Source organism: Bacillus sp. 3255, from assembly GCF_031456485.1.
GTDB lineage: Bacteria > Bacillota > Bacilli > Paenibacillales > NBRC-103111 > Paenibacillus_E.
Genome location: NZ_JAVDUS010000014.1, coordinates 61638 through 86002, shown reverse-complemented (window position 1 = coordinate 86002; position 24365 = coordinate 61638). Strand labels below are relative to the sequence as shown.

The window sequence follows — 24365 nt, the reverse complement described above, 5'->3', positions numbered from 1 at the left end:
CATTAATTTACCGTCAGATTTTTACCATGCTTCACTGAAAGTATTTTTTTCGAACCGCAGCCACTCCCAATAATAACAAAGGCAAAAATAACCCGAATGTTGCTGCGTATGGCATCCATGTCTCTTTAAAAAAAGAGGCGGCGTAAGTACTATTCGGGTAGGCAACAATAGAAAAAACAATCAGAATCATCCCCATGGGAAAAGTTAAGAATCGGAAGTCCTTCAAATGAAACGTTTGACCAAAACCTAACAGGGATACATAGAAACAGAGGGTAGCCTTAAAATAAACACAAATAAATGCAACGTAAGCTATTATTACATCGATCCTTTGGTAAAAATCACCGATATTAATTTTTTTTGTTACGGTAAAACTCGCGAAAACATTGGCTGCCGTCAAATCAGGACCTAGAACCACAAGACAGAAGAACAGAGGAACCGTTAAAAAGATTCCCCCCATGAAGCCCCCTGTTAAAAAGTTTTTTTTGACTAAATCTAATCGATTCATGAAGGGGATAATCATAAGAAACACGACAAGCTCCAGGATTGGAGAACCGACAAACGGAATGATACCGCGTATGATCGGTTTAACCCCCCCTTCAAATACAGGTTGCAGTTTGATCAATTCGATTTCAGGCATTAGTCCGATCATAGCCATTAAATAAAATAGAATCAGTAAAGGAAATAATATTTCTGCCATGCGTGCAATTGTTTCGATCCCCAGTCTCGCTCCCATAATGATGATGCTCAGGAACAAAATATGGACGGCTTGGATCGGTGTTTGCGGCAGCAGGATCGTGATCAAATAATCGCCTATATTTCGAAGGACTAAACCGGAAAGCAAATAAAAGTGAGTACAAATCAATACGGATACGAGTTTGCCTAACCATTTGCCTAAAATCTTTTCGCTATATTGAACAATAGTCATATTCGGAAACATCGTCCCGATTCGATGAAATAAAAGTATGATTAACAATCCCAAAGCGACTCCCATTAATGCAGACAACCAGGCATCTTGTTTGGCTTCGGAGGCGATAAAAGACGGAATATATAAGATCGAGCTTCCAATTGTGAAAAGTGTCACTAATAAAGTAAATTGTTTGGACGTAATTTTCCCATTGTCGAACACCCCACTACCTCCTTCTTGCATCAAGTTCGTTACCTCGGTTTATCATTTGGATGTGGGAATACCAAACACGTTCCGAATTTTAGCAAAACCAAGCAATAGCAAAGGTAAGACGAGCCCAAATGTTCCAGCATAGAAAAATTGAGTATCTTTAAGAAAGGCTGCAATATAATGATCGCTCGGAGCAATAACAACCGATACTGCAACCATGAACATCCCTAAAGGCGCGCTAAGTGGACGAGCATTTTGGATGCCGAACAGGCCCGCAAACACAGCAAGGGACACATGGAAGTACATCACCCCTCGAATGAACGTTGAAATAAGCCAAATGAAAGCAATGATGGCTTCAATACGAGTCAGGAAGTCCCCGACATTAATCTTCTTGGCAAGCGCATAAGTTGGCGCTGAATTACTCGCCATAATTGCCGGGCCCAGAACGAGGATATTCAACAGAATGATGATGATTAGCAGGAATCCTCCTAGGCATGTACCGATATAGAAAGCTTTCCCCGCGGCTTTGCGATTGTTAACGAAAGGGAAAATCATTAAGAACTTAACAGGTGAAAACGAAAATACACTTACATAAAAGAGTGAAGCACGTATGATCGGGGTAACGCCGCTATCTAGCACAGGTTGGATATGACTTACCTTAATTTGGGGCGCTACGACTACAATGAACGTGATCAGCAAGATGAGAAAAGGGACAAATAATAGTTCAGCCGTTCGGCTAAAGGCTTCTACTCCCAGACGCGCAGCACCAATCACGATAGTTACATACAAGATAATTAATGCAACGCTCGGTGTTTCGGGCATCCAATACGTTTTAATAAAATTACTTACATGAAAAAGGTTTCCGGCACCAGTCGTTATTAGAAAGAAAAAAAAGCTGAAATTAATCAGTTTTCCAATCCACTTTCCGAACACTCTTTCAATGATTTGGTCCAAAGTAAGATCGGGAAACAAATGAGCGACTTTGATATATAACCATACAAGCATCAATCCAGCCGCGGTACCGAGTATAGCTGCCAGCCAAGCATCTTGTTTGGCGAAGGCCGCTAGCGGTGAGGGAGTATGCAAAATAACCGTGCCAACCGAGTACAATAGGACAAGAATCATAAACTGTCGAGGTGATATTTGTATTTTTCCAGGCACGATTGATTGTCCCCCCTCAATGTCTGCTTCTTATTTCAAGATGTTATTCAATAAATCACTAAACGGCTTGTATATGATGATGATCCAGTCGATGGGGTTCGGAATCTCAACATGTAAACTGATCAAGATGCTTAATACGGTTCCCACTACGAGCAAAATGGAAAATAGCCATAGTTCCTTCATGAACCGCCCTTTGAAGAGCGCAGGTGCTTCAAATATGAAGATGGCGCCAGCTGCAGCAAGGATTCCTGGAATCGCCCACATGTCCCATCACTCCTTCATCTTTTCCAGGACCGAATTCGAAACGGTTCCTAATCGGCGGGTTTTGACATCCGCTGTCACTTGAACTGGCAGGTTGGAAAACTCCTCGTCCCAATTTGTTTTCAGCTTCCTCCATGCCTTGGGATTGGCACGGTGAATCACCTCGCCAAAACCGAAAATATCGACTTTGTATTTCATTTGCACGCTTTCGATCGTATGCTTTATTATGGCTTCAAGTTTTTGATTCGCCCTCTTATCCAAATCGTCAATCGTTTCCTTCTTCGTAAAGTCGATCTTACACTCCACATCCTGGATATTTTGTTCGATTCGAATATGAATACTAATTTCGGGTCTGCCTTGAACAACTTTTCCTTTCACTTCCGTTTTCGAGTGGATAACCTCGGCCGTTATGTTTCCTCCGTCGGGACATCCCACAACACCGATGGTACGCTTCACTTTATCCTCGATATAGTTATATGACTTGCTTTCCTCTTCATTAAGCCAGCCCAGCAATTTATCTTTTTTCATGACTGCCAATCCCGTGTAATGCAGCATGCCGGGAGTATCTACCTTTTCCAGATTGTTCTTACTTGCTGCTTGTTCAGGATTTCCCGATATCTGGATTGTACTCAACACGGGATGTTTGCCTTCACTGATTAGATCAGACATCAGACTATCCAACTGGACAGGAACAGTTGGTGCCCATGTTTTTCTGGACACCTCGAGCGTACCAAACATAGTATTCGCGGAGAGTGTTTCTAATGGTGTTAACACCCCTAATAGTTCCCTTGCTGTCGTTCCCTTCGCTATAGCAAAGTAGAAGTCCGTTCGGATCTCGTTGTTTCTCGACAGGAAGTCAAGCGTATCGCGGATACCGTCCCTCGCAAGCTGTTCGCCGAAAATAAGCATTCGAATATGTGAAAAATAGAGGTGACGCGGAGTATCTGCCGACATTCTCCGGATGGCCTGAGGTACCGTTTCTCCTTTTGCATGATACAGCACAGACGGTGATCGGCCACTGCTTGCTTTCTTTGCAGATACTGCATTCGGATCCATGACCAGGACGGAGACTTCAAAATCGTTCCCTGCTTTATCGATGCCGATCACACCTGCAAAGGCAAGGTTATTAAGTTCGCGGCGACTCCAACAGCCGGTCAAGCTGATGAGCAGAATCAGAACAAATGGTAACAGGAACACTCCTCGTTTCACATCTAACAACTCCTTTGCCCATCTAATGCACTAGCCCTTTATTTTCGCGGTTCAGGTTTCTGCGATGGTGATTTTTGCCCACGAGTTACGTTCTTCTGACTGATGAGGCGTGGACGCGAAAACATGGCCCATCGGGGAAAACGGAAAATAGCATCCTTCTGATCAAGAGCTATCATGGGTGCAAAAGGACTCATATAGGGAACTCCGAAGGAGCGAAGACTGCACAGATGCAGTAAAATAGCAATAACTCCGACAAAAATCCCAAATAACCCGAAGGATGCGGCTAGCCCCATCATGGGTAACCGGAGCATGCGAAAGGTGTTGGACATGTTGTAAGAAGGAAAAATAAAGCTGCTAATCGCAGTCACTGCAACGACAATGACCATCGCAGCCGATACAATTCCCGCCTCGACGGCAGCCTGCCCAATGACTAAGGTACCGACGACGGACACCGCTGGACCGATGACTCTTGGCATGCGAAGACCGGCTTCCCTCAAGACCTCGAAAGCTACCTCCATCATTAGCGCTTCGATGAAGGCAGGAATGGGAACACCTTCCCGCTGAGCTGCCAACCCAAGCACCAGAGGTGTAGGCAGCATTTCTTGGTGAAACGTCGTTATCGCGATATATAGCGATGGAAAAAGTAAGGTGATAAAGATCCCGATGTAGCGCAGGATTCGAACAAGCGTGCTGATATCCGCGCGTTGATAATAGTCTTCAGCGGCATGTATGAAGGAAACAAACAACGCCGGAACGACAAGAACAAACGGGGTTCCATCGACCAGAATAGCGACTTTGCCTTCCAACAATTCGGCTGCAATGACATCCGGCCGTTCCGAGTTCTTAATGGTTGGAAAAGGTGTGTACGTTTCGTCTTGAATCAATTCCTCGATATAACCGCTTTCCAGGATACCGTCAATATCGATCCGGTCTAAACGTACGCGGACTTCCTCGATCACTTCATCGCTTGCGACTCCTTTGATGAACATGATGGCAACTTCGGTTTTGGTCACCCGTCCGATTTGTCTGGATTCCAGCCATAGATTCGGGTCTTTGATTTTTCGGCGAACCAAGGCGGTATTTGTACGCAGCGTTTCAGAGAAACCTTCATGAGGTCCGCGGACAACGGATTCGGTCGACGGTTCGTTGACCCCCCGGTCCTTCCAGCCCTGTACGCTGACAGCTACTCCCTTATCATATTCGTCTAGCAATATGACAGCCTCTCCGGACAAAATCGAGTTGTATAACGTATCGAAGTCGGTAAATTCTTTGATACCGCCGATCGTGAGGGCAAAATCCTTCAACCTCTGAAACATATCTGAGGGCGATAAAGGATTCTGGGGTTGATCCGTCAAATCCATCATGACCGATTCCGCAACGAAGTCATTGATTATTTTTTGATCCGCCAAGCCGTCGGTGTACAGAAGTCCCATTACCTGCGCACCGGATGGACTTAGGGATACCTCGCGGAAGATAATATCCGAACTGTTACCGAGAGCTTCTTTCACCCTCTGTATATTTTGTTTAAGGTTAGATTGAAGGTATTCTTTCCCGGTTGGACTCTCTATTGTAGATTTACTCCTAGACGACCGGTTCAACAACCGAGTAAATTTCATGGATGTGCTCCCTAGTTTTGATTTACAAACAATCCTAAGCTTTTGTACTTCTAAGGCAGCCGTTTAATCAGTATCTGTATAGCCCCAAATCATCACTTTTATTCGCTAATGCGGCAAATATCGTGTGCGGCTTGATGAAAAAAGGCCAGCCAGCAATCACTGGTTGACCTTATCTGTTAGGGACAACCATCTGAAGGCTGTCTCTCTCTATAAACCTTCGGACTTACACCCGTAACCCGATCAAGGGTATGGCTTCCTTGGTCACCAAAGTTGGCTGCATCAGGCAATTCGCTGATGCCAACACTATCGAGGACAATCACACTAATACGTTCGAAATGCATATCGTTTTTGTCTCCAGTAAACTTGAATGCTGGTATAAAATTACCTCTGAGTTAAAATACTAAAGATACTGAGTGAAAGGATCTACGACTGATGATTACTAACCTCTCTGATATTACGATCTTCTCAGATCTTCCTAAGGATTCCTTATCGCATATCGAACCTTTATTGAAGGAACGTCAGTTCAAAAAAAATCATGTACTCATGTTTGAAAATGATCTAAGTGAAGAAGTTTACTTAATTCGATCAGGAAAGCTGAAAGTGTATCGTCTAAGCGAAGATAGAGAAATTATTCTTAAAATTGCCATTCCGGGTGAAATTTTGGGTGAATCAGAAGCATTATCCAATCATAATTATCGAATTAGTACTGTTGAAGCTTTAGAGAATGTTTCAGCTTGGCAACTAGAAAAGCAAGATTTTCTTCATATCGTCGAGCAATATCCTTCTGTTCTAAGAAATGCTTATGCGATCCTTATTGAGCGAACACGCATACTCAATCGCTTAATTCGCTATTTGTCGTTTTATGATGTTCGGACAAGAACAGCAAATTTAATCACGGATCTGTATTATAACTTTGGAAAGCAGGAAGATAGCATTTGTAAAATAGACTTAAAGATAAATCAATCTTTTCTGGCTAATATGATCGGGGTTACAAGAGAATCCATATCCAAAACCCTGTCTGATTTTCAAGCCGAGGGAATTCTGGATATTCGAAATAAATATTTTTATATCTTAAATAAGGACAAACTTGAATCGATTTGTAACGATACTGAAGAGTTTCCAGAACTTCGAAAATGGGATAACCCATAGACATGTCTTGAATCAAATACAATTCTGTAAGTCAATTATTCCAGTTAACGCTTTAACGATATATTTGTTAACCAGTTTACAAATGTGATGTGAAATTGATAACTGAACGTGAAATTGCATTATGTTATGCTGTGATGGAATCGTTTTCTTAGCATATAGTTACAACAACAGGAGGCAGTTAACATGAGTTTTCATATTGAAGCTAAAGCTGGGGAAATTGCAGAATCTGTTTTATTACCCGGTGATCCATTACGTGCAAAGTATATTGCAGAATCTTTTTTGGAAGGTGCTGTTTGCTACAATAATGTTCGTGGAATGCTCGGTTATACAGGAACTTATAAAGGAAGTCGTGTATCGATTCAAGGTACAGGAATGGGTATGCCCTCTGCATCCATTTATATTCATGAGCTAATAAATAGTTATGGAGCAAAAAATCTAGTTCGTATCGGAACTTGTGGCGCCATACAATCTAATGTGAAAATTCGAGATGTTATTATTGGACAAGCAGCCGCGACAGATTCATCAATCGTTCGTAATAACTTCCCAGGATATGACTTCCCCCAAATTGGGAACTTTGGTTTAATAAAAAAGTCATACGAAATTGGAACTACAAAAGGTCTTAATCTTCACGTGGGTAATGTGCTGTCTTCAGATATTTTTTACACAGAAGACAATTCTACGGTGATGAAGCTGGGCCAACATGGCGTATTAGCTGTAGAAATGGAAACAGCAGGACTGTATTACCTTACTGCTAAATTTGGCGTAAATGGGTTGTCTCTTTTAACGGTTAGTGACCATCTCATCACGGGTGAGCAAACCACTGCACTCGAAAGACAAACCACGTTTAACGACATGATCGAAGTTGCTTTGGAAACCGTGACTCGATAAAGTAACGAAGCGATAATAATACCAGGCAATTCCCCCAAAAGTAACATCCGGGCCGTCATTGGAAGCGCTTCCTCAAATCGCAAAAAGAGAACAACAAAGGAGAACAGATCGGCTATGACTACAATAACGGCAGATGTGAGCACGAAGAAGGCTCTGGAATTTAATATGAAGAAAGCAGTGCCTGTTACCTTACTATTATTTCTACTATGTTTGATCATTGATAATTCGTTTAAGATCATTTCTGTTGATATGGCAAAGGATTTCCACGTTTCAGCGATAACAGTCAGCTGGCAAGCAACCCTAGCTGGCCTTGTGACTGGAATCGGGGCAGTGGTTTACGCAGCTTTGGCGGATTCCATTAGTATCCGAAAACTTTTTATCGCTGGGATCCTTTTGATATGTGCCGGTTCAGTTATGGGGTATATGTTTCAACATTCGTATTTGCTCGTTGTGATCTCACGAATTATCCAAACGGCGGGTCTAGCATCAGCTGAAACATTATATGTTATATTTGTAACCAAACATCTACCTGCCAATGAACAAAAGAAATTTCTAGGATTAAGTACAAGCAGTTTTGCTCTTTCGCAGCTTATTGGTACATTAACTGGCGGTTACGTTTCTACGTATTTCCATTGGACGTCTCTATTTTTAATTTCTTTAGTAGTCCTTTTAACACTTCCTTTTATTTTAAAGTATCTCCCTAAGGGAGAAGCTAAAAACAGTCATGTCGATGTATTAGGATTATTGCTAGTAGGAACCATTTCAGCAGCCCTACTCCTGTATATTACCGATTTCAATTGGATTTACCTGATCTTGTTCGTTATTGCAGTTACATTATTCCTTGTTTATATCAGTAAGAGCTCGAAAGCGTTTATTGGAATGTCATTCTTCAAAAATATACAGTTTATCTCCTTGCTTGGAGTTGCCTTTGTCATTTATTCTGTACAGTTAGCCTATATCTTCTTATTTCCATTCTTGCTTGAAAAGATCTATGGCTTGAAGCTAGATACCATTTCGCTATTAATGATTCCAGGCTTTATCGGAGCTACGATTGTCGGGGCTCTTTCCGGGAAAATTGCGAAGTATCTGGGAAGCAAGCAATGCATTACAATCGCGATGTCTTGTATTATAGTAAGCTTATTACTAGGCGCTTTCTTTTTACAAACTTCGGTTGTTGTACTCGTGATCTCCATGGTATTGTTCTCCAGCTCATTTGCATTCATGTACGCACCATTAATTGATTCTTGTATTCGTACGATTGAAAAAGATAAAGCTGGCACAGTAGTCGGATTTTATAACTTGACACTTAGTATCGCGATGTCAATCGGAATTGCCTATACTGCAGCTATGATGGATAATTTCCCATTAGGAAAAAGCTTCCTAGGAATTACGAGTAATTCAAATGCTTCCATGTTTAGTAACATCCTATTCATTCTCGTTCTCATTACCCTTTTGAGTTTATCTTTGTACTGGGTAATGGTAGGACGAAAAACGACGAAATAGAAAGCTATTTTAGTTCATCATTAGAACCTTAAGCCCTAAAATTTTAGGGCTCATTTTTTGATTGTAGTTCCGCGTAAATACGTACAATTTGGAAGTTTCAAAGGGAGAGGCGTGCCATATTATAGCACGCCCTTTAAAAAGTTATTATTTAGAAGACAAAATTAATTCGTTTCCAAATTCGTCTGCTATAGTCGCTTGGACTGATAGATCCTTTGCCTTTGTCTTTTTAGCTTTGAAACGAACTTCCAAAAGATCTTTGTCACCGTGTATGGCATGTTCCATACCTAAACTTGTCAAGATCAGCCGAACCGAACCTTCACTAGTTTTTGAGGCAATAACTGGGATACCTTGATCCAAGGAAGAGTAGCTATCAAATACATAATCATCAGGATTAAAAGAAATCCGGATATCTTCTGCTACAATATTGCCTTTGATGTCATCCAAAGAAATCTTAAAGACTGCTTCATCTTTCTTTTTACCAACTTTCTCCTGAAAAATCTTAATTTCGCTTTCAGGAGACCTAGCTAGTGCAAAGGTCTGACCAAGAAAAGACAGACACAGAACTACCGAACCTACAAACAACACTTTTTTCAAGACACATAACTCCTTTAAACTATCTGAATAACTTCGATATAAAATATCGGAATTAAAATCGGCGAATTTTGTAGTCTTTTGTTACCATTTTTTTCAACCCATGTATAGGTGAATGTACCTGCTATGACTTCCACCAATGCGCAAAAGACGCCCCCCCCCCAAATAAAGGAATACCGTTATCCTTGATCTGCATTCATTACTGCCCCTAAGCCGAGACTTTCCCTATAAGCCCTCGGACTTACACCCGTGACTTTCTTAAACACCCGGCTGAAGTGCTCCGAATTCATATAGCCGATCTTTTCAGACAGATCCATAATTTTATATCCCTTTTTTAACAACCGTTTAGACTCTTCAATGCGCAGATTCGTTACATATTGAATAAAGCTCTCGCCGACATTCTTCATAAACAGCCTGCTTAAATAATTTTCACTGACCCCAACCCATTGGCTAACCATACCTAGACTCAAATCCTCACAATAATGCTGATGAATGAATTCTTTCGCCTTCTCAACGATACTATAGGGCGAATTTACTTTTGGGCTTAGCTCATGAATATAACGATAAATATCTGAACAAACTTGCTTGATCCATTGTAATGTATCCTCAAGGGTATGAAATTCTTTTATTTGTTCAAAAGGATGACTATGGTCAAATACTCCCCCCCATTGAACTTCTCGGGTATACAGTAATGAGCTAAGCTCCCATAGGAAATCGGTTAGAATCAACCTTATTTCATGAACATCAAATCTTGCTTTTTCCTTCAATAGCTTCACATACTGGTCAAATTCAAGCTCCCATAGCGGCGCATTCTCCAGCTCAAGCAAACGTACAATTTCAATACCTCTCGCTTTTAGCGTAATTCTTAAATCAGCGCTAATTTCTAAGCAAGATTTGATTTTACTCTCAGGATAAAAGAACTTGTCATAGCCTTCAAAAAAACTCAAAGATACTAGGCTTCGCGCCTGATTGATTAACTTTTGCCAATGCATGCTCCCATCAACCGTATCGCTAATTCCCATTGCTACACGGACGTTCATATATTGCTCAAGTCTGGTTTTGATCAATGAAAGCGTAGTGTGAATCAATTTACGAATGGCTGTTTCACTTCTGAGCTGTGGAACGGTTAACAGAATGACGATTTCGTTCGCGTCCTCACAATGAACGATATGCTTCAAGAACGCCGAGTCCATCTCGGTTCTAATCGTCTGCTTAATCGCCGTCTTCGAAATCATCTCCGCTGGGCTATAAAGCGACAACGCAACAGCCACTTGGTTGATCTCGCCCAGCCAATCGCACACTTCAGAAACAATTCGTGAATACTCCATAACATTAGATTGGATATCTAAAGTGAGCAGCCCGGTAATCACTTTGTCTGGATCTACTTTTTCTTCTTTCACTTCATAGATCACTTGTGAAACATTCGAGGCACCAAGCTTTTTTAGCTGTTGCCGGGCTTTTTGCAGAACAGACAGAATGCTCCCCTCGTCCATATCTACTTTTACAATATAATCAAAGGCTCCAAGTATGAAGGCTTCACGAACATAACGAAAATCACAATATGCGCTCAGGATTATTGGAATTGGCTTTTTCATTGAATCTATAGATTGAATAGCGCCTAACAGTTCAATACCGTTCATTCTAGGCATCTGAATATCAACTAGCAATATATCGATATCATTACGCACTTGCAAAATAGCCAAAGCTTCCACGCCATCAGCAGCCTCAGCAACAATCTCCATATCTAGTTCTTTCCATACAATCAATTGGTGCATGGTCAGTCTCACAATGGGCTCATCGTCTACGATCATAACTTTATGCAAGCATCCATCATTCCCTTAAATAATTTAAGTAACAGCCTCGCACATCACCATATCCAAACAAATATTTAAGTCCATATTTGTGCTACATGGCATGCAATTCCAAATTGATAAGAAATAAACCAGCAACGATATAGATATTAGTTCCACTTTGGACTCCGTTACGGAATCTGTAAGTGTTTCTCCCAGTGCTCTCACTCTGTTCCCAAAAACAAAGATAACGGTCCCATTTTGGACCAATCTGATGTCGATATCATTACGTATTTTTGATATTTTCTTTCCAATTCATAATATTTTTATACATTAATTGATGTATTCAGTCCTAATTGGATTCTCTCAACTTTTTTCGGGCAGCCCCTGTACGGTAGGCCGCTTCAATAACAGCCTCTCTCACTTTTTCAACAACCTTCTGATTAAATACGCTGGGAATAATATACGTTTCGTTCAATTCATCGTCCGACACAACCGATGCGATCGCATGTGCTGCCGCAAGCTTCATCGATTCATTAATTTCGCTTGCCCGGCAATCCAAAGCTCCACGGAAAATGCCCGGGAAGCACAGCACGTTATTGATTTGATTTGGTTTGTCAGACCTTCCCGTAGCCATGACCCTAACGTAAGGCTTGGCCTGCTCCGGGTCAATCTCTGGGATCGGGTTCGCCATTGCGAAGACGATTGGATCTTTAGCCATGGACTGCACATGCTCCACCGTTAAAATATTCGGAGCCGATACGCCGATAAAAACATCTGCATCCTTGATAACCTCGGACAAGCCGCCGACCTCCAAGTTCGGATTCGTCAAGTGAGCAAACGCTGTCCAATGAGGGTTATCGTAATGGGACTCGCGATGAATGGCGCCAAAGCGGTCCACACCGATCAAATTACGCACACCGGCGGCGAGCAGCATCTTCGAGCATGCGATGCCCGCTGCACCGATCCCGCTCACTACGACCTTTATATCCGACATTTGTTTGCCGGTAATCTTGAGTGCATTCAATAATCCGGCCAGCAGGACGACAGCCGTCCCGTGCTGGTCGTCGTGAAACACCGGAATATCGAGTTCCTGTTTCAAACGCTCCTCAATTTCGAAGCACCGAGGGGATGAAATGTCCTCCAGATTGATGCCACCGAATGCCGGAGCCAATGCTTTGACAATACGGACGATTTCGTCGGGGTCCTTTGTGTCCAGACATATCGGAAATGCATCGACACCTGCGAATTCCTTGAACAGCATGGCCTTGCCTTCCATCACCGGCATGGCTGCCATCGGTCCGATATCGCCAAGCCCAAGAACAGCCGTTCCATCCGACACGACTGCGATCATATTTCTTTTGATCGTCAATGAGTAGGCCTTGCTCGGCTGTTCCGCAATCGCTGTGCAGATTTGGGCGACACCTGGGGTGTAGACCCGGGACAAATCGTCACGGTTTTTTACCGGCGTTTTGGAAGCAATCTCGATTTTCCCGCCCAAGTGCACGAGGAATGTGCGGTCCGATACGTGAATGACCTGGACACCGCTTAGCTTTTGAAGCAATTCATGGATGGATTGGCTGTGCGCTTGATCTACCACATTGACGGTTATATCGCGGACCGTATGGGTACGCCCGGAGGAGATAACATCAATTCCCACAATATCGCCATTAGTCCCTTCAATTACAGCGGCTATATCGCCTAGAGAGGTTAGCTCTTTATCGATTTGTAGCCGAAAGATCATATAAGTGCTGGCAACGTTTGAAACTGACATATGTTTGTACACTCTCCTTTTATCTTTGTGAACCGTTTTTTGGGACTGCATCATTTCAAGCAATCGTGAAACTCCTATCAAGACGGCATCCGTTTCATCTCTCGCCACGCCATAGGCAGTTTCACCAAGCAGCGCAGCCCGGGCGTCATTTTCAAGGATGCAAGGCAATTCGAATACCCCTTCAAACCACTGTTCAAAAGGAAACCCTACAGCGTCCGAATATTTATCGTTAATCGATAATAGGGTTCGGCTTGTTGGATCCACCACTCCCGGCGCTGCTAGCCCGATCCCCGTACATTCGGAAATGGAAGATTTGCTATGGGAAAGTAATTGATAGATGGATCCTATTACATCCGAAAGACGTCTTAAAAGCCCTCCATGCGATAGGCCCGGTAATCTCATTTTTGAGATTACGGTCCCATTTTGGACCAAACCGATTTGGATGTCCGTCCCCCCAAAGTCAATCACTATGTGCAAATATCATCCTGCCTCCACTTTTTCAATGATTATTAGTTGAACCTATTATTTCTTTTTCACTAAATACATAGCAAGAAGCAAGCCAATAGGAAAATAGGCATTGAATAGGCAAATAAGCATACGTGGCATTTATTTTGTGAGCGGCTGCACAATTTTTTTACAGCAAACTGTAAAAAAATTGTGCAATTTAAAACAAAAAAAGAACACGGATTATGTTCCGTGTTCAATTCCGCAGCCGTATACATAGCTATATAAATGGACAACTTCGTCGTTCAATATGAACGAAGCCTGGATGAGAGAATTCTCAACTCCTCACGATACTTCATGACCGTACGCCGTGATATTTGAATGCCATCTTTATTCAGTAAATCGGTCATTTGTTGGTCAGATAATGGCCTTTTCTTATCTTCACGTTCCACAAGCAGTTTAATTTTAGTTCTGATGCTTTCGGCCGAAGCCTCTTCACCACTTACCGTTGATACACCGAACGGGAAAAAGTACTTCAATGCATACACGCCTTGTGGTGTAAGAATATATTTATTCTGTACAGCACGGCTGATCGTCGACTCATGAAGCCCTAATTGGGCAGCAACTACTTTTAAATTCATCGGTTTTAAGCAGCTGACACCTTTTTCCAAGAACGCGTTCTGTTCTTTCACGATAATTTCAATGACCCGGCGCAGCGTTATTTTTCTTTGAGCCAATCCCCACAACAGTTGCTCTGCATCCTGGAGCTGGTTTCGCACATAAGCGGATATGTCTCCTGATATATTTCCCGTAAAAAGCGAGCGGTATTCCTTGTTCATTATGACTTTCGGGAGAAAGGCATCTGTCATCGTAATTGCGTACTCGCCGTCAACTTTCTGGACTTTTGCATCCGGCTGGATATAGGATTGCTGTTGATGGCCGAACGCAAGACCGGGCCTTGGATTCAATGTGCGAATATACGCGATCGCATCCAGTAGTATATCAATGGAGATGTCCAGTTTATCCGCCAACTGCTTTCGGTTTCCATTAGCCAACTCTTGCATGTGATTAACAATCAATTCTGCAGCCCATGGGTCCGGGCTTGAGTCCCGCTGAATTTGCAGCAGCAAACACTCTTTCAAGTCCCGCGCTGCTATCCCGGCCGGTTCCAGGCTTTGAAGGCACGCAAGCGCATACAAAACTTCCTTTTCATCAGCATGGCAAGCCGCCAGAGCCTCATCTACGGAAATCTCCAGGTATCCCGATTCATTCAAATTCCCCGCCAAGTATTGAGCAATTGCAAGCGTGCTCTTAGGTATATTCGCAAGTCTCAGCTGAGCTAACAGCGCCGTCTCTGCCGTTTCACCCGGCCTGCTCAAGTTGTTCAACCAGCGATCCTTATGGTCGATGCCCGCCGTCCCACCTTTATTACTGCCGTTAATGCCGGTGGAGGGCCATTCTATGTCCAAAAACGGATTATCTGTCGCTTTATTTTGAATAAAATCGACCAGTTCATCCGAAGCTATTTGCAAAATAAAAATCGATTGCTTTAGCTGAGGCGTTAGATTCAGTTGGGTCGTTTGTGTCGCTTCGGCTGCAAGTTTCAGAATCATCATGTGACACCCCTATACCAAACTTCTATTAAGATTTATTGTAAAAGAATCAATTGCGAAATGATACTGGATATTTGCGTGAAATTACTGCAACAGCCGGTGTTCAATGAAGAACATCGGCTCTTGCGTTATACATGGCGATTACGGTTCCAAGCCGATCTTTTCGATAAAAAACCGCCGTGGAACATATTCGGTTCATAAGAAACGACAAATGCTTGCGGGTCTTTGAGCAATATTTCATGATAAAGCCGCTGCTGCTCCTTGCGGGAAATGACTATGGAAATGACCCACCGAGCACCTTCCTTGCCTTCACCCTGCCATACGGTAACCCCATAGCCTTTGGACCTTAATTCCTCAGCTATATAACTGAACTCGGCTTTCGTTACGGCCTGCACGGTGACAAACCCGAGGGCAAGCCGCTCCTCGATTTTCGTTCCGATCAGGACACCCAGCCCATAGCTTAGACAGTACACGATCAAATTGACAGGTTCGTCCAAATGATCCAGCACGATTTTGAAGCCGATGACATAGATTCCGATTTCGACCGCACTCATCAAGGCCGCGACGTAGCGAAATCCTTTGACCATCAGGATAAAGCGAATTGTCAGCATGGAGACGTAAATCACTTGCAGGACGAGAATGATCAACAGTGTCGTCATCGGGATAAAATGGAATAGCTCATTCATTTCCCTCCAAACTCAATGACGTTACGGCCGACATTGACGCAAGAATGGTCGTGGAAGCTGTCAAACGCCTGATTAATTTGGTCCAGGTGAATGCGGGATAGCACCAATTCATCCAGCTGGAATTTGCCCTCCAAATAGAGCTGCGCGATAATCGGGAAATCCCGGAACGGATGCACATCGCCATAGAAGCTTCCTTTTAAAATTTTGCCGACGCGATGAAAGCCTCCTGCCGGAAGCGCCAACTCCTTTTTCGGATTGAACGCGCCGATCACCACGGTCGTGCCGCCTTTGCGCGTACCCTGCCAGGCGGACGTCGCCGCATGCGTATTGCCCGTACAATCGATGGCATAATGAACGCCGAAGCCACCGGTCAGCTCCTTCAGCGCCTCGGCGGCGTTGACATCGCCGACGCCCACGGTATGCGTGGCGCCGAACTTCTTGGCGATCTCCAGATTTTGCTCTTTCAAGTCGCATGCGATGATTTTGGAAGCGCCGGCAATCCGCGCGCCCTGAATTGCATTCACGCCTACGCCTCCAATGCCGAAGACGGCGACCGTCGAGCCGGGTCTCACTTCCGCCGCGCGGACAGCGGCTCCGTAGCCTGTCGCGACACCGCAGCCGATCAAGGAAGCTTGCGCAAAAGGCATATCATCCGGCAGTTTGACGCAGCTCATTTCAGGAACAACCGTATACTCGGCAAAGGTGGACAACAAGGAGTTGTGATATACCTGTTTGCCGTCCTTGCTAATGCGCGTTGTGCCGTCGAGCAGCGTGCCCGCGAACATCGGGCCGAACGCGGACTCACACAAATTCACTTTGCCCGTCTGGCAAAATTCACAGGTACCGCAAAACGGCACCCAGCTTAAGGCCACTTTATCGCCAGGCTTGACGGTTCTGACATTCGGTCCGACTTCAACGACAATTCCGGCGCCTTCATGACCTAGAATCGTCGGGATAGGCGTCGTTTCGTCAAGTAGTGCATTGTAATCACTGTGACAGACGCCTGTCGCTTCTATTTTGACTAGCACCTCATTCGCCTGAGGCGGGGCAAGATCGACTTCCGTAATCACTAGCGGTTTCCCGATTTCTGTCATGACGGCTGCTTTCATTTTCATAATGCGACGTCCTCCTAAGACAATAGTTTAATGAGCGATCCAGATCGCTTTCGATTTGGTATAAGAACTTAAGGAATGTATCGCGTATTCCTTGCCCCAGCCGCTTTGTCTAAACCCTCCGAACGGACTCGCGTAATCGTAACAGCCATAGCGGTTGACAAACACTTGTCCAGCATCCAACTGCTTCGCAACCCGGTGCGCTCTTGACACATCGTTCGTCCATAGTCCTGCGGCCAAACCGTAGATCGAGTCGTTCGCAAGCCGAACCGCTTCTTCTTCTGTATCAAAAGGAATCACAACGAGCACAGGCCCGAAAATCTCTTCTTGTGCCACGATCATATCATTCGTCACATCGGCCAGGATCGTTGGCCGGACGAAATAACCATTGGCATTGTCGCCTTCTATGTCCCGATAGCCGCCAGCAGCAATGCGGGCGCCCTGGTCGACACCTTTTTGAATGTAGCCTAGGATGCTTTCCATATGCGCTTTGGATACTTGCGGGCCTTGATTCGCATCCGGGTCGAATTGGTCACCCAAGCGGTAGCTGTCCGCAAACTCGGCAAGTTTCGCAACGACAGTTTCATAGATGGGCCTTTCCACAAACAGCCGCGTGGGAGCGGAGCATTTTTCCCCTTTATGCGTGAATAGTCCGTAAAAGGAACGCTCGATTGCCGCTGCCATATTCGGCGCATCGGCGAATAAAATATTCGGCGATTTGCCGCCAAGCTCAAGTGTCACAGGCTTCAGATTCGAATCCGCGGAATCGTGAACGAGCTGCTTGCCGACACCCGTGCTTCCGGTAAACGAGACTTTATCTACGCCCATATGACGCGTTATATAGGAACCGATGCGGCCCTCGCCGAGAATGAGGTTGATCGTCCCCTTCGGCAAAAGACCGGAATCATGAATGATTTCAAATAAACGGATGATCGAATAGCTCGTCGTGCTTGACGGCTTGAATACGACCGTATTGCCCATCGCCAGCGCTGGAGCCAGCTTCCAGACGCCCATAACGATCGGGAAGTTCCAAGGTACGATTTGACCGCATACACCGATCGGGTCTTTGGTTGTAAAACTAGTAAAATTGCCCTCTACCGGGTTCACTTCGCCATAGAATTTATCTACCCAGCCTCCGTAATACTCAAATAATTCGGCGGCTTCCGTCACGTCATCCGCATAAGCTTCCTTGTATAGCTTTCCGTTGTCCAGCGCCTCTAACGTCGCCAGCTCCTCATGATGCTCGCGAATGAGCGAGGCAATCCGCCACATGACGCGCCCCCGTTCTTTGCGGGACATCGACTTCCATTCCCCTTGCTCAAACGCCTGACGTGCGGCAGCTACCGCCAGGTTCACATCTTCTTCATTCGCGCCGCGGAAGTTCCCAAGCACTTGCCCGTTAGCCGGATTGATCGAGCTAAGCAGCGAGCCTCTGCCTTCCACCCATTCTCCGCCAATATATAGAGATTTCGTTATTTTTAACCAATCCTTTGCCCAGTCCAATCGGGCATGCCGAATGTTACTCATGCTTCTCTCTCCTCCCGAATTTTACAATGATCTGCTCCGGTTTCCATTGCTTTAGCCACTCCGCTACCTGTGTATACCCGTATGTTTCCTTCAAATCAACGATCAGCGGAATGAAACTGTCTGCGTAACGCTTGCATGTTTCTTCATTGACCGTGATACCGGCCAAGCACCGATAATCGAATATATCTGCCGTGCGGGCGAGCATCTGTATACTGTCGAGCAGTAGCGTGCCGATGAAACCGTCAGCCAAGTTCAAATGCACCTCGCCGAGCTCTACCGCCGACTGGATAATCGCATCATTGCCGCCGATCAGCAGACCGCAATGGATTACCGTTTCCGGAATGACCGGATTGACTTTACCTGGAAAAAAGGAGGATCCTGCCTGCACCGCAGGAAGCGTCAGCTCGGATAATCCGGTTTCGGGGCCTGAAGCGAGCAGCCGCAAATCTTTGGCCAATTTTACGAGCACTGCTGATGTGAGCCGAATTTCTGCTGACAAACGGCCTAAATCGTCCGGATATTGCGCTGCATCATACAGATTCGCCCGCAATCGCAGAGGAAGCGCTGTTATTTCGGCGAGCACAGGGACAATTGCTTGACGGTAATTCAAGCTGGCTCCTGTGCCGGAGCCGATCACAGTCCCGCCCAGATTGATGTGATGAATGCCATCCACCGCATGATCCACTGCTTCCAGCCGGCGCCACAACGCAGATGCCGTCGCCTGAAACAAAACCCCTGCCGATACGCGCATCCCGTCCTGCCAGCAGGTGCGGGCGATCGTTGTTACCGGCTCCAGCTCCAATGCCTTTGCTTCTAGCGTTGCTATGATGCGAAGCAAGTTCATCTTTAACGACTTCGCTGACTCAATGAGCGCAATACGAATTGCCGTGTGGCATACGTCGGCTGTCGATTGGGACGCATTCACATGATCCGCGGGATGCACATCTCCCCCCGCCAGACCGGCGATCACTTCGTTCACGTTTATGTTGATGCCGATACTCCCGCCGCCGTGGAAGGCGTCTACGGGAAATTGATCCGTATACTCGCCTTTGATCAACTTATCACAAGCGGCGATGATCGCGTCCCTGATCGGTTCGCCGATCGTCCCGTCTTGCGAATTGGCGATTGCCGCCGCTTTTTTCACAGCTGCGAGCGCGCGAATGTAAGCAGGAAATTGCGCCAGGGTCCGGCCTGAGTAGCTCATATTGGCGACCGTTCGCGCCGTCTGTATGCCGTACAAGGCATCATCCGGGATATGCAGCGATCCGAACACATCATTAACTTCCCGCATAAGTACGTCCGTGTTCTTCCATTTGATCCAGGATCGTATCAATATCGATTGTCCCTATACGGCAATTCATGTGATTGACAACCGTCAGTTCCTTTACTCTTGTTTCAACCAAACGGGTGAATACATCCTTCACGCTTTCTTCTAGCTGAACGACATCGTAGCTGCTGACGACAGGCCCTTTTTCCCAATTCTTCACATCAAGAATGTCGCTGATTTTGAGTAGATTCATCCGCCGGTAAATGTCTCTGTCGCCGACCAGCTTTTTCACAAAATCATTGACAGGGCTCGTAATTATCGCATACGGAGTATCGAACTGGACGATTCGACCGCTCTGCATCACCACGATTCGATCGGCAAGCCGGAAGGCTTCATCCACATCGTGAGTAACGAAAAGAATCGTTTTCTTCGTCTTGCGCTGAATGCGCCGCAGTTCATCCTGTAAGCTGAGCCGCGTGATGGCATCGATCGCGCCGAACGGTTCATCCATTAAGAGAATGCTTGGATCGGCGGCCAGTGCGCGGGCAATGCCGACTCTTTGCTGCTGGCCGCCGGACAGCTGGCTCGGCAGCCGTTTGCGGAAAACTTTCGGATCGAGGTGCACCATCTCCAGCAGCTCGTCGATACGCTCGGAAATCACCTTCTCATTCCAGCTAAGCAGGCGTGGAACTACGGCAATGTTATCTTCGATCCGCATATGCGGAAACAGCCCATTCTGCTGAATGACATAACCGATCCGGCGGCGCAGCGTCTCCGGCTGCATCGCCATGATGTCCGTCCCGTCAATCTCGATCGTGCCCGAAGTGGGCTCATACAATCGGTTGGTCATCTTGAGCAGCGTCGTTTTTCCGCATCCCGAAGGACCCAGGAAGACGATAAACTCGCCTTCCTGGACGGATAAATTGACATGGTCGACAGCTGGAGCCATAGCACCTGGATACTGTTTAAACACCTGTTTGTAATTAATGCTCATCAGTTACTCACCTCATCAGAAATTCAAATTGACAGAACGGAAGTGCGAAGGCTGGATCTAGCCTCCGTCCACTCCCCCATCGATGTACAACATTGCTTGTATTGTAAGCAAAGCGACTTCAGCGCTATTTGATAAGTTTGTTTTCTTTAAGGAATGTTTTGGCTACATCTTCAATTTCTTGCTTCTCAGGACCGTCAACCTGCCAGTTCAATTTTTGAATGGCTTTGTCATCCAGCAGCTTGGATAATTGATTCAGGCGATCCTTAATTTTCGGTTCCGCACTCAGCTTCTCATTGCGAATCAGCGGCGCTACCTGATAAGCCGGGAAGAAGCCTACATCGTCTTTCAGCTGGACCAATCCCATGCCGACAATTTGTCCGTCGGTTCCTACGGAAACCGTCACATCCGATTGCCCGTCTTTCAACGGATTGTAACGAAGGCTGTAATCGATCTGGAATTGCTTCTTGAACTTGAAACCGCCTTTATCTTTAAATACTTTTTGCAATCCAGGCAGCGAATCCTCGCGTACATCGAATTCCTGCGGATAGGAAAGTGTTAGCTCGTTAGAATTTGCAGCCAGATCCGAGATCGTTACAAGCTTATATTTGTCAGCCGTCTCTTTCTTCACTGCAAAGCCGTAAGTGGCGTTCTCTTGTGCCGAATCCAGCCACGTGAGGTTCCATTGTTTGAAGCCGTCGGCCAGCGTTTGCTCCACCTTCTTCTGATCCTTCTCCACCGGCTGCTTGAGCATAACCGTCAGGCCTGTCCCCGTATATTCCGGATAAATGTCCAGGTCGCCTTTTTTCAACGCTTCAAATGTCGGAGCCGTACCTCCCAGGCTTAACTTCCGCGTTACTTTAATACCCATATCTTCGAAGATTTCGGCATACATCTCGCCAATCAAATGGTTTTCCGTGTTATCTTTGGAACCGACAGTCAGAGCAAGCTTACTTGACGAGGCTCCGTCCGTTGAAGCTGTCTTCGTGCTGCCGCAGCCAGCCAGTGCTACTGCTGTAATCGTTAGAACGGATAGTACCAAAATGCGTTTTTTCATATGAATGTCCCCTTTATCAAATAGATTTAATTTTTCAATCGCCTTGTGGGCTGCATTGATCATTTATCAGTAATAACTCAAACGCTTTTGAATGTAAGCGAATACACTTTCGCTTGCGATCGCCAACAACGCGACGGGTACAGCTCCAATGAGCAAGTAGCTTTTCGACATCATGCTGACGCCATTGATAATATAGCTGCCCAGCCCGCTTCCGCCAATCAATACGGCCAGCGTCGCACTCGCGATAACCTCCACGGAAGCCGAGCGAACGCCTGCCAGCATAACTGGAAGAGCAAGCGGAAACTCGACTTTGAACACCGTCTGCAGCGGCGTCATGCCCATTCCTTTGGCGGCTTCCTTGACACCAGCGTCGATTTCGCGAAACGCAACATAGGTGTTAATAATGATGGGTGGACAAGCGAGCACGATCAAAGCAAGCAGCGCGGGCAAAAAACCAACCCCCAGCACCGGCATGGCCAAAGCCAGAATCGCGAGACTCGGTACGACACGGAACATATTGATGCCGTTAATGATATAGTTGGCCACTGCCAGCTTTCTGGAAATCCAGATGCCAAGCGGAACGCAAATGAGCAGCGCGACGCCTACGGCCGTGAGACTGAGTACGAGGTGGCTAAGCAAGTTGCTCCAAAATACGGAAGCGTTTTCTTGAAAATACGTTTGAATTTCTTTCCGAAGCACGGATGGTTACCTCCTTTAGCAGCGCTACGCCAATTTCGGACGAAGCAGCTTCTCAATCAATCTAAACAAACCATCTGCAGCGATGGCCAACAACGTAATCGCGATGGTTCCCGCAATAATTTTGCCGGTATGCTGATGATTCAAGCCTTGAAAAATAAGCGTTCCCAATCCGCCTCCACCGATCCAGGCTGCAATGGTCCCGATCGAGATGATGGATACGGTTGCAATTCGAATTCCAGCCAGAATGACTGGAACGGACAGCGGCATCTCAATTTTCCAAACGATTTGCCATTTGCTCATGCCCATTCCTTTGGCCGCTTCGAGCATCATCGGATCGATGCCTTTAATGGCCGATATGATATTCCGGACCAAAATCATCTGGGCATAAGCGACGAGCCCGATCGTTGCCGTTTTGACGCCCAGTCCGGTATACGGAATCAATGCCGCATAGAGCGCCATGCTCGGTATCGTATACACGATGCCCAGCATACCGGTCACCGGCGTGTGGAGCCGCCGGTACTTCGCGACCAAGAAACCGATCGGAAAAGCGAACAGTAAGGCCATCCCGAGCGATGTAAACGTCAAGAGGACGTGTTCTCCAAACAAGGCCCCTACCTTTTCCCAATTGTTGAATAAATAGCTCATCAGCTTTCACCTACATACACGTGCTTGTAATCATAACTTTCAAGCGCTTCTTCATCGAGTTCGATACCGAGCCCCGTCGTATCCGATGCTTTGAAAGGCAAGTCCAAAGGAAGCAGATTATGTTTGATATCGCTTGCAGTAATTTTCATCTTGTCACCTCTTCTATTTGGATGACTATATACAGAGCAAGAAGCGTGCCAATAGAAAAAACCGACGTTGAATAAGCAAATAAACATATGAGGCTCCGATTTTGTAAGCGATTGCACAAAATTTTTACGGCAAACTGTAAAAAAATTGCGCAATTTCAATATAAAAAGAACACGGTTTATTTTCCGTGTTCATCGATTCAAAATATGATTTTGCAGCAAAAATTCGCGGGCTATTTGGGTCACATCCTTATGCAGAATATCGACCTGGTACATCAATTCCATCATATTGCTATTATTGACGACTTGAGCAATGGGTCTGATGATATCGCTGATCTCTTTATTTTGATCGAGCGTATTTTTGAGAATAACCGGAGCCGTGTGGTACGGCGGAAACGAATGCCGGTCATCCTCGATAACCACCAGATGAAGTTCTTTAATCCGGGGATCGGTGGCAAGACCAATCACTACTTCTACACGTGACTCTTTGACAGCCTGCGGCAGCAGGCTTGTATCCATGGCAACAATTTGATTGCGGGGGATGGTAAAATCATAAATTTCCTGAAGCCGTTTCACGCCATCTTCCCTCTGCAAGTATTCATCGTTCGTGGCGAACTTCATTGAAGCCCGGTTCCCCTCAAAAACGCGAATCAGATCCGATATGGTCCGAATGCCAAGCTGCCGCGCGATATCGTCCCGCATCAGCAGCGCCCAGCTGCTGTTAAACTCACTTCGCGGCAGCCAGACGATCCCTTTCTCCGCATCGGATGCCAAGACGGCTCGATACACTTCGTCCGGATCGAACAGCACAGCTTGTTTCTGATAATATTGCCTCGCCGTCGTCGTATATTCCCAATACAAGTCGATGACCCCCGCCTCCATCGCAGAGCGGACCGCATCGCTATCGAGTGTAACCATCTCATTCACCGGATATCCGTGCTCACGCAGCACAAGCGAGGTCATTTTCATCAATAAATATTGCTCCGTTATCGACTTGGATCCGACCGTTATTCTCGTTTTGTTGAGAGGAAGCGGTTTATGGCTTACATTTGGCGCATCCAAGGCTCCGCGGTTACAGGACAATAGGAAGGCCATCAGTAGAACCCCCAACAACGAGCTACA

The 24365-nt window shown here is 45.7% G+C and carries 22 protein-coding genes and 1 pseudogene; 3 read left to right on the top strand and 20 right to left on the bottom strand.

Going from position 1 to position 24365, the window contains the following annotated elements; all coding sequences use genetic code 11:
• Positions 1 to 31: 31 nt before the first annotated feature.
• Genes J2X61_RS20935 through J2X61_RS20915 form a run of 5 tightly spaced genes read right to left on the bottom strand, consistent with a single transcriptional unit; the run spans position 32 to position 5361 of the window.
• Positions 32 to 1126 carry a GerAB/ArcD/ProY family transporter gene (locus J2X61_RS20935; protein WP_310190245.1) on the bottom strand — a complete coding sequence of 365 codons (1095 nt, stop codon included), beginning with the start codon at positions 1124 to 1126 and terminating at the stop codon, positions 32 to 34.
• Positions 1127 to 1168: 42 nt separating this feature from the next.
• Positions 1169 to 2275 (bottom strand): GerAB/ArcD/ProY family transporter, encoded by a 1107-nt coding sequence (locus J2X61_RS20930; RefSeq protein ID WP_310190243.1) that lies wholly within the window; start codon positions 2273 to 2275, stop codon positions 1169 to 1171.
• A 30-nt stretch (positions 2276 to 2305) separates the two neighbouring features.
• A complete protein-coding gene (locus J2X61_RS20925; RefSeq protein ID WP_310190240.1) occupies positions 2306 to 2539 on the bottom strand; it encodes a hypothetical protein in 234 nt (77 codons plus the stop codon).
• A 6-nt stretch (positions 2540 to 2545) separates the two neighbouring features.
• Positions 2546 to 3745, bottom strand: a complete 1200-nt coding sequence (locus tag J2X61_RS20920; RefSeq protein ID WP_310190237.1) for a Ger(x)C family spore germination protein — start codon at positions 3743 to 3745, stop codon at positions 2546 to 2548.
• A 38-nt stretch (positions 3746 to 3783) separates the two neighbouring features.
• Positions 3784 to 5361 carry a spore germination protein gene (locus J2X61_RS20915; RefSeq protein WP_310190234.1) on the bottom strand — a complete coding sequence of 526 codons (1578 nt, stop codon included), beginning with the start codon at positions 5359 to 5361 and terminating at the stop codon, positions 3784 to 3786.
• A 432-nt stretch (positions 5362 to 5793) separates the two neighbouring features.
• On the opposite strand from J2X61_RS20915, the gene J2X61_RS20910 reads away from it, so the two are divergent.
• The 3 genes from J2X61_RS20910 to J2X61_RS20900 all read left to right on the top strand — a co-directional run bounded on the left by J2X61_RS20910 (position 5794) and on the right by J2X61_RS20900 (position 8901).
• Positions 5794 to 6510, top strand: coding sequence for a Crp/Fnr family transcriptional regulator (locus tag J2X61_RS20910; RefSeq protein ID WP_310190231.1), 717 nt, complete (start codon positions 5794 to 5796; stop codon positions 6508 to 6510).
• A 183-nt stretch (positions 6511 to 6693) separates the two neighbouring features.
• On the top strand, positions 6694 to 7398 hold the full coding sequence (gene deoD / locus J2X61_RS20905; RefSeq protein ID WP_310190230.1) for a purine-nucleoside phosphorylase: 705 nt from the start codon (positions 6694 to 6696) through the stop codon (positions 7396 to 7398).
• Positions 7399 to 7512: 114 nt separating this feature from the next.
• A complete protein-coding gene (locus J2X61_RS20900) occupies positions 7513 to 8901 on the top strand; it encodes an MFS transporter (RefSeq protein ID WP_310190228.1) in 1389 nt (462 codons plus the stop codon).
• 144 nt (positions 8902 to 9045) lie between these two features.
• Here the strand turns inward: J2X61_RS20900 and J2X61_RS20895 are convergent, their stop codons facing one another.
• The 15 genes and pseudogenes from J2X61_RS20895 to J2X61_RS20830 all read right to left on the bottom strand — a co-directional run bounded on the left by J2X61_RS20895 (position 9046) and on the right by J2X61_RS20830 (position 24338).
• Entirely contained in the window at positions 9046 to 9486 is a 441-nt protein-coding gene (locus tag J2X61_RS20895; RefSeq protein WP_310190420.1) for a cohesin domain-containing protein, read from the bottom strand.
• 185 nt (positions 9487 to 9671) lie between these two features.
• Positions 9672 to 11303 carry a response regulator transcription factor gene (locus J2X61_RS20890; RefSeq protein WP_310190225.1) on the bottom strand — a complete coding sequence of 544 codons (1632 nt, stop codon included), beginning with the start codon at positions 11301 to 11303 and terminating at the stop codon, positions 9672 to 9674.
• 331 nt (positions 11304 to 11634) lie between these two features.
• Positions 11635 to 13026 carry an NAD-dependent malic enzyme gene (locus tag J2X61_RS20885; protein WP_396135477.1) on the bottom strand — a complete coding sequence of 464 codons (1392 nt, stop codon included), beginning with the start codon at positions 13024 to 13026 and terminating at the stop codon, positions 11635 to 11637.
• A gap of 108 nt (positions 13027 to 13134) precedes the next feature.
• Positions 13135 to 13524, bottom strand: a pseudogene (locus J2X61_RS36415) (ROK family protein); the annotation flags it as partial.
• 281 nt (positions 13525 to 13805) lie between these two features.
• Positions 13806 to 15113 carry an RNA polymerase factor sigma-54 gene (rpoN, locus tag J2X61_RS20880; protein WP_310190218.1) on the bottom strand — a complete coding sequence of 436 codons (1308 nt, stop codon included), beginning with the start codon at positions 15111 to 15113 and terminating at the stop codon, positions 13806 to 13808.
• 128 nt (positions 15114 to 15241) lie between these two features.
• Positions 15242 to 15772 carry a DUF2179 domain-containing protein gene (locus tag J2X61_RS20875; protein WP_310190215.1) on the bottom strand — a complete coding sequence of 177 codons (531 nt, stop codon included), beginning with the start codon at positions 15770 to 15772 and terminating at the stop codon, positions 15242 to 15244.
• Positions 15773 to 15795: 23 nt separating this feature from the next.
• Positions 15796 to 16914, bottom strand: coding sequence for a Zn-dependent alcohol dehydrogenase (locus tag J2X61_RS20870; protein WP_310190213.1), 1119 nt, complete (start codon positions 16912 to 16914; stop codon positions 15796 to 15798).
• A 27-nt stretch (positions 16915 to 16941) separates the two neighbouring features.
• The gene (locus J2X61_RS20865) at positions 16942 to 18438 is read right to left on the bottom strand and encodes an aldehyde dehydrogenase family protein (protein WP_274465750.1); all 1497 of its coding nucleotides are present in this window, start codon (positions 18436 to 18438) and stop codon (positions 16942 to 16944) included.
• Entirely contained in the window at positions 18431 to 19729 is a 1299-nt protein-coding gene (locus J2X61_RS20860) for a lyase family protein (protein ID WP_310190210.1), read from the bottom strand. The genes J2X61_RS20865 and J2X61_RS20860 overlap by 8 nt, the downstream gene beginning before the upstream one ends.
• The gene (locus J2X61_RS20855; RefSeq protein ID WP_310190208.1) at positions 19716 to 20699 is read right to left on the bottom strand and encodes an ABC transporter ATP-binding protein; all 984 of its coding nucleotides are present in this window, start codon (positions 20697 to 20699) and stop codon (positions 19716 to 19718) included. Before J2X61_RS20855 ends, J2X61_RS20860 begins: the two co-directional genes overlap by 14 nt.
• A 124-nt stretch (positions 20700 to 20823) precedes the next feature.
• Positions 20824 to 21753, bottom strand: a complete 930-nt coding sequence (locus J2X61_RS20850; protein ID WP_274465753.1) for an ABC transporter substrate-binding protein — start codon at positions 21751 to 21753, stop codon at positions 20824 to 20826.
• Positions 21754 to 21819: 66 nt separating this feature from the next.
• A complete protein-coding gene (locus tag J2X61_RS20845) occupies positions 21820 to 22452 on the bottom strand; it encodes an ABC transporter permease (protein WP_310190203.1) in 633 nt (210 codons plus the stop codon).
• A 24-nt stretch (positions 22453 to 22476) separates the two neighbouring features.
• Entirely contained in the window at positions 22477 to 23097 is a 621-nt protein-coding gene (locus J2X61_RS20840; RefSeq protein WP_274465755.1) for an ABC transporter permease, read from the bottom strand.
• A complete protein-coding gene (locus J2X61_RS20835) occupies positions 23097 to 23246 on the bottom strand; it encodes a hypothetical protein (RefSeq protein WP_274465756.1) in 150 nt (49 codons plus the stop codon). The genes J2X61_RS20840 and J2X61_RS20835 overlap by 1 nt, the downstream gene beginning before the upstream one ends.
• Before the next feature lie 189 nt (positions 23247 to 23435).
• A complete protein-coding gene (locus tag J2X61_RS20830) occupies positions 23436 to 24338 on the bottom strand; it encodes an ABC transporter substrate-binding protein (RefSeq protein ID WP_310190199.1) in 903 nt (300 codons plus the stop codon).
• Between the last annotated feature and the right edge of the window lie 27 nt (positions 24339 to 24365).

Bases quoted from the DNA above. Each gene is read 5' to 3' on its own strand.
- J2X61_RS20885 (WP_396135477.1), bottom strand. From the start codon at position 13,026: ATGATCTTTCGGCTACAAATCGATAAAGAGCTAACCTCTCTAGGCGAT.
- rpoN (WP_310190218.1), bottom strand. From the start codon at position 15,113: ATGATTCTGAAACTTGCAGCCGAAGCGACACAAACGACCCAACTGAAT.
- J2X61_RS20870 (WP_310190213.1), bottom strand. From the start codon at position 16,914: ATGAAAATGAAAGCAGCCGTCATGACAGAAATCGGGAAACCGCTAGTG.
- J2X61_RS20855 (WP_310190208.1), bottom strand. From the start codon at position 20,699: ATGAGCATTAATTACAAACAGGTGTTTAAACAGTATCCAGGTGCTATG.
- J2X61_RS20915 (WP_310190234.1), bottom strand. From the start codon at position 5,361: ATGAAATTTACTCGGTTGTTGAACCGGTCGTCTAGGAGTAAATCTACA.
- J2X61_RS20925 (WP_310190240.1), bottom strand. From the start codon at position 2,539: ATGTGGGCGATTCCAGGAATCCTTGCTGCAGCTGGCGCCATCTTCATA.
- J2X61_RS20910 (WP_310190231.1), top strand. From the start codon at position 5,794: ATGATTACTAACCTCTCTGATATTACGATCTTCTCAGATCTTCCTAAG.
- J2X61_RS20830 (WP_310190199.1), bottom strand. From the start codon at position 24,338: ATGGCCTTCCTATTGTCCTGTAACCGCGGAGCCTTGGATGCGCCAAAT.
- J2X61_RS20900 (WP_310190228.1), top strand. From the start codon at position 7,513: ATGACTACAATAACGGCAGATGTGAGCACGAAGAAGGCTCTGGAATTT.
- J2X61_RS20865 (WP_274465750.1), bottom strand. From the start codon at position 18,438: ATGAGTAACATTCGGCATGCCCGATTGGACTGGGCAAAGGATTGGTTA.
- J2X61_RS20850 (WP_274465753.1), bottom strand. From the start codon at position 21,753: ATGAAAAAACGCATTTTGGTACTATCCGTTCTAACGATTACAGCAGTA.
- J2X61_RS20835 (WP_274465756.1), bottom strand. From the start codon at position 23,246: ATGAAAATTACTGCAAGCGATATCAAACATAATCTGCTTCCTTTGGAC.
- J2X61_RS20860 (WP_310190210.1), bottom strand. From the start codon at position 19,729: ATGCGGGAAGTTAATGATGTGTTCGGATCGCTGCATATCCCGGATGAT.
- J2X61_RS20890 (WP_310190225.1), bottom strand. From the start codon at position 11,303: ATGATCGTAGACGATGAGCCCATTGTGAGACTGACCATGCACCAATTG.
- deoD (WP_310190230.1), top strand. From the start codon at position 6,694: ATGAGTTTTCATATTGAAGCTAAAGCTGGGGAAATTGCAGAATCTGTT.
- J2X61_RS20875 (WP_310190215.1), bottom strand. From the start codon at position 15,772: ATGACGACACTGTTGATCATTCTCGTCCTGCAAGTGATTTACGTCTCC.
- J2X61_RS20840 (WP_274465755.1), bottom strand. From the start codon at position 23,097: ATGAGCTATTTATTCAACAATTGGGAAAAGGTAGGGGCCTTGTTTGGA.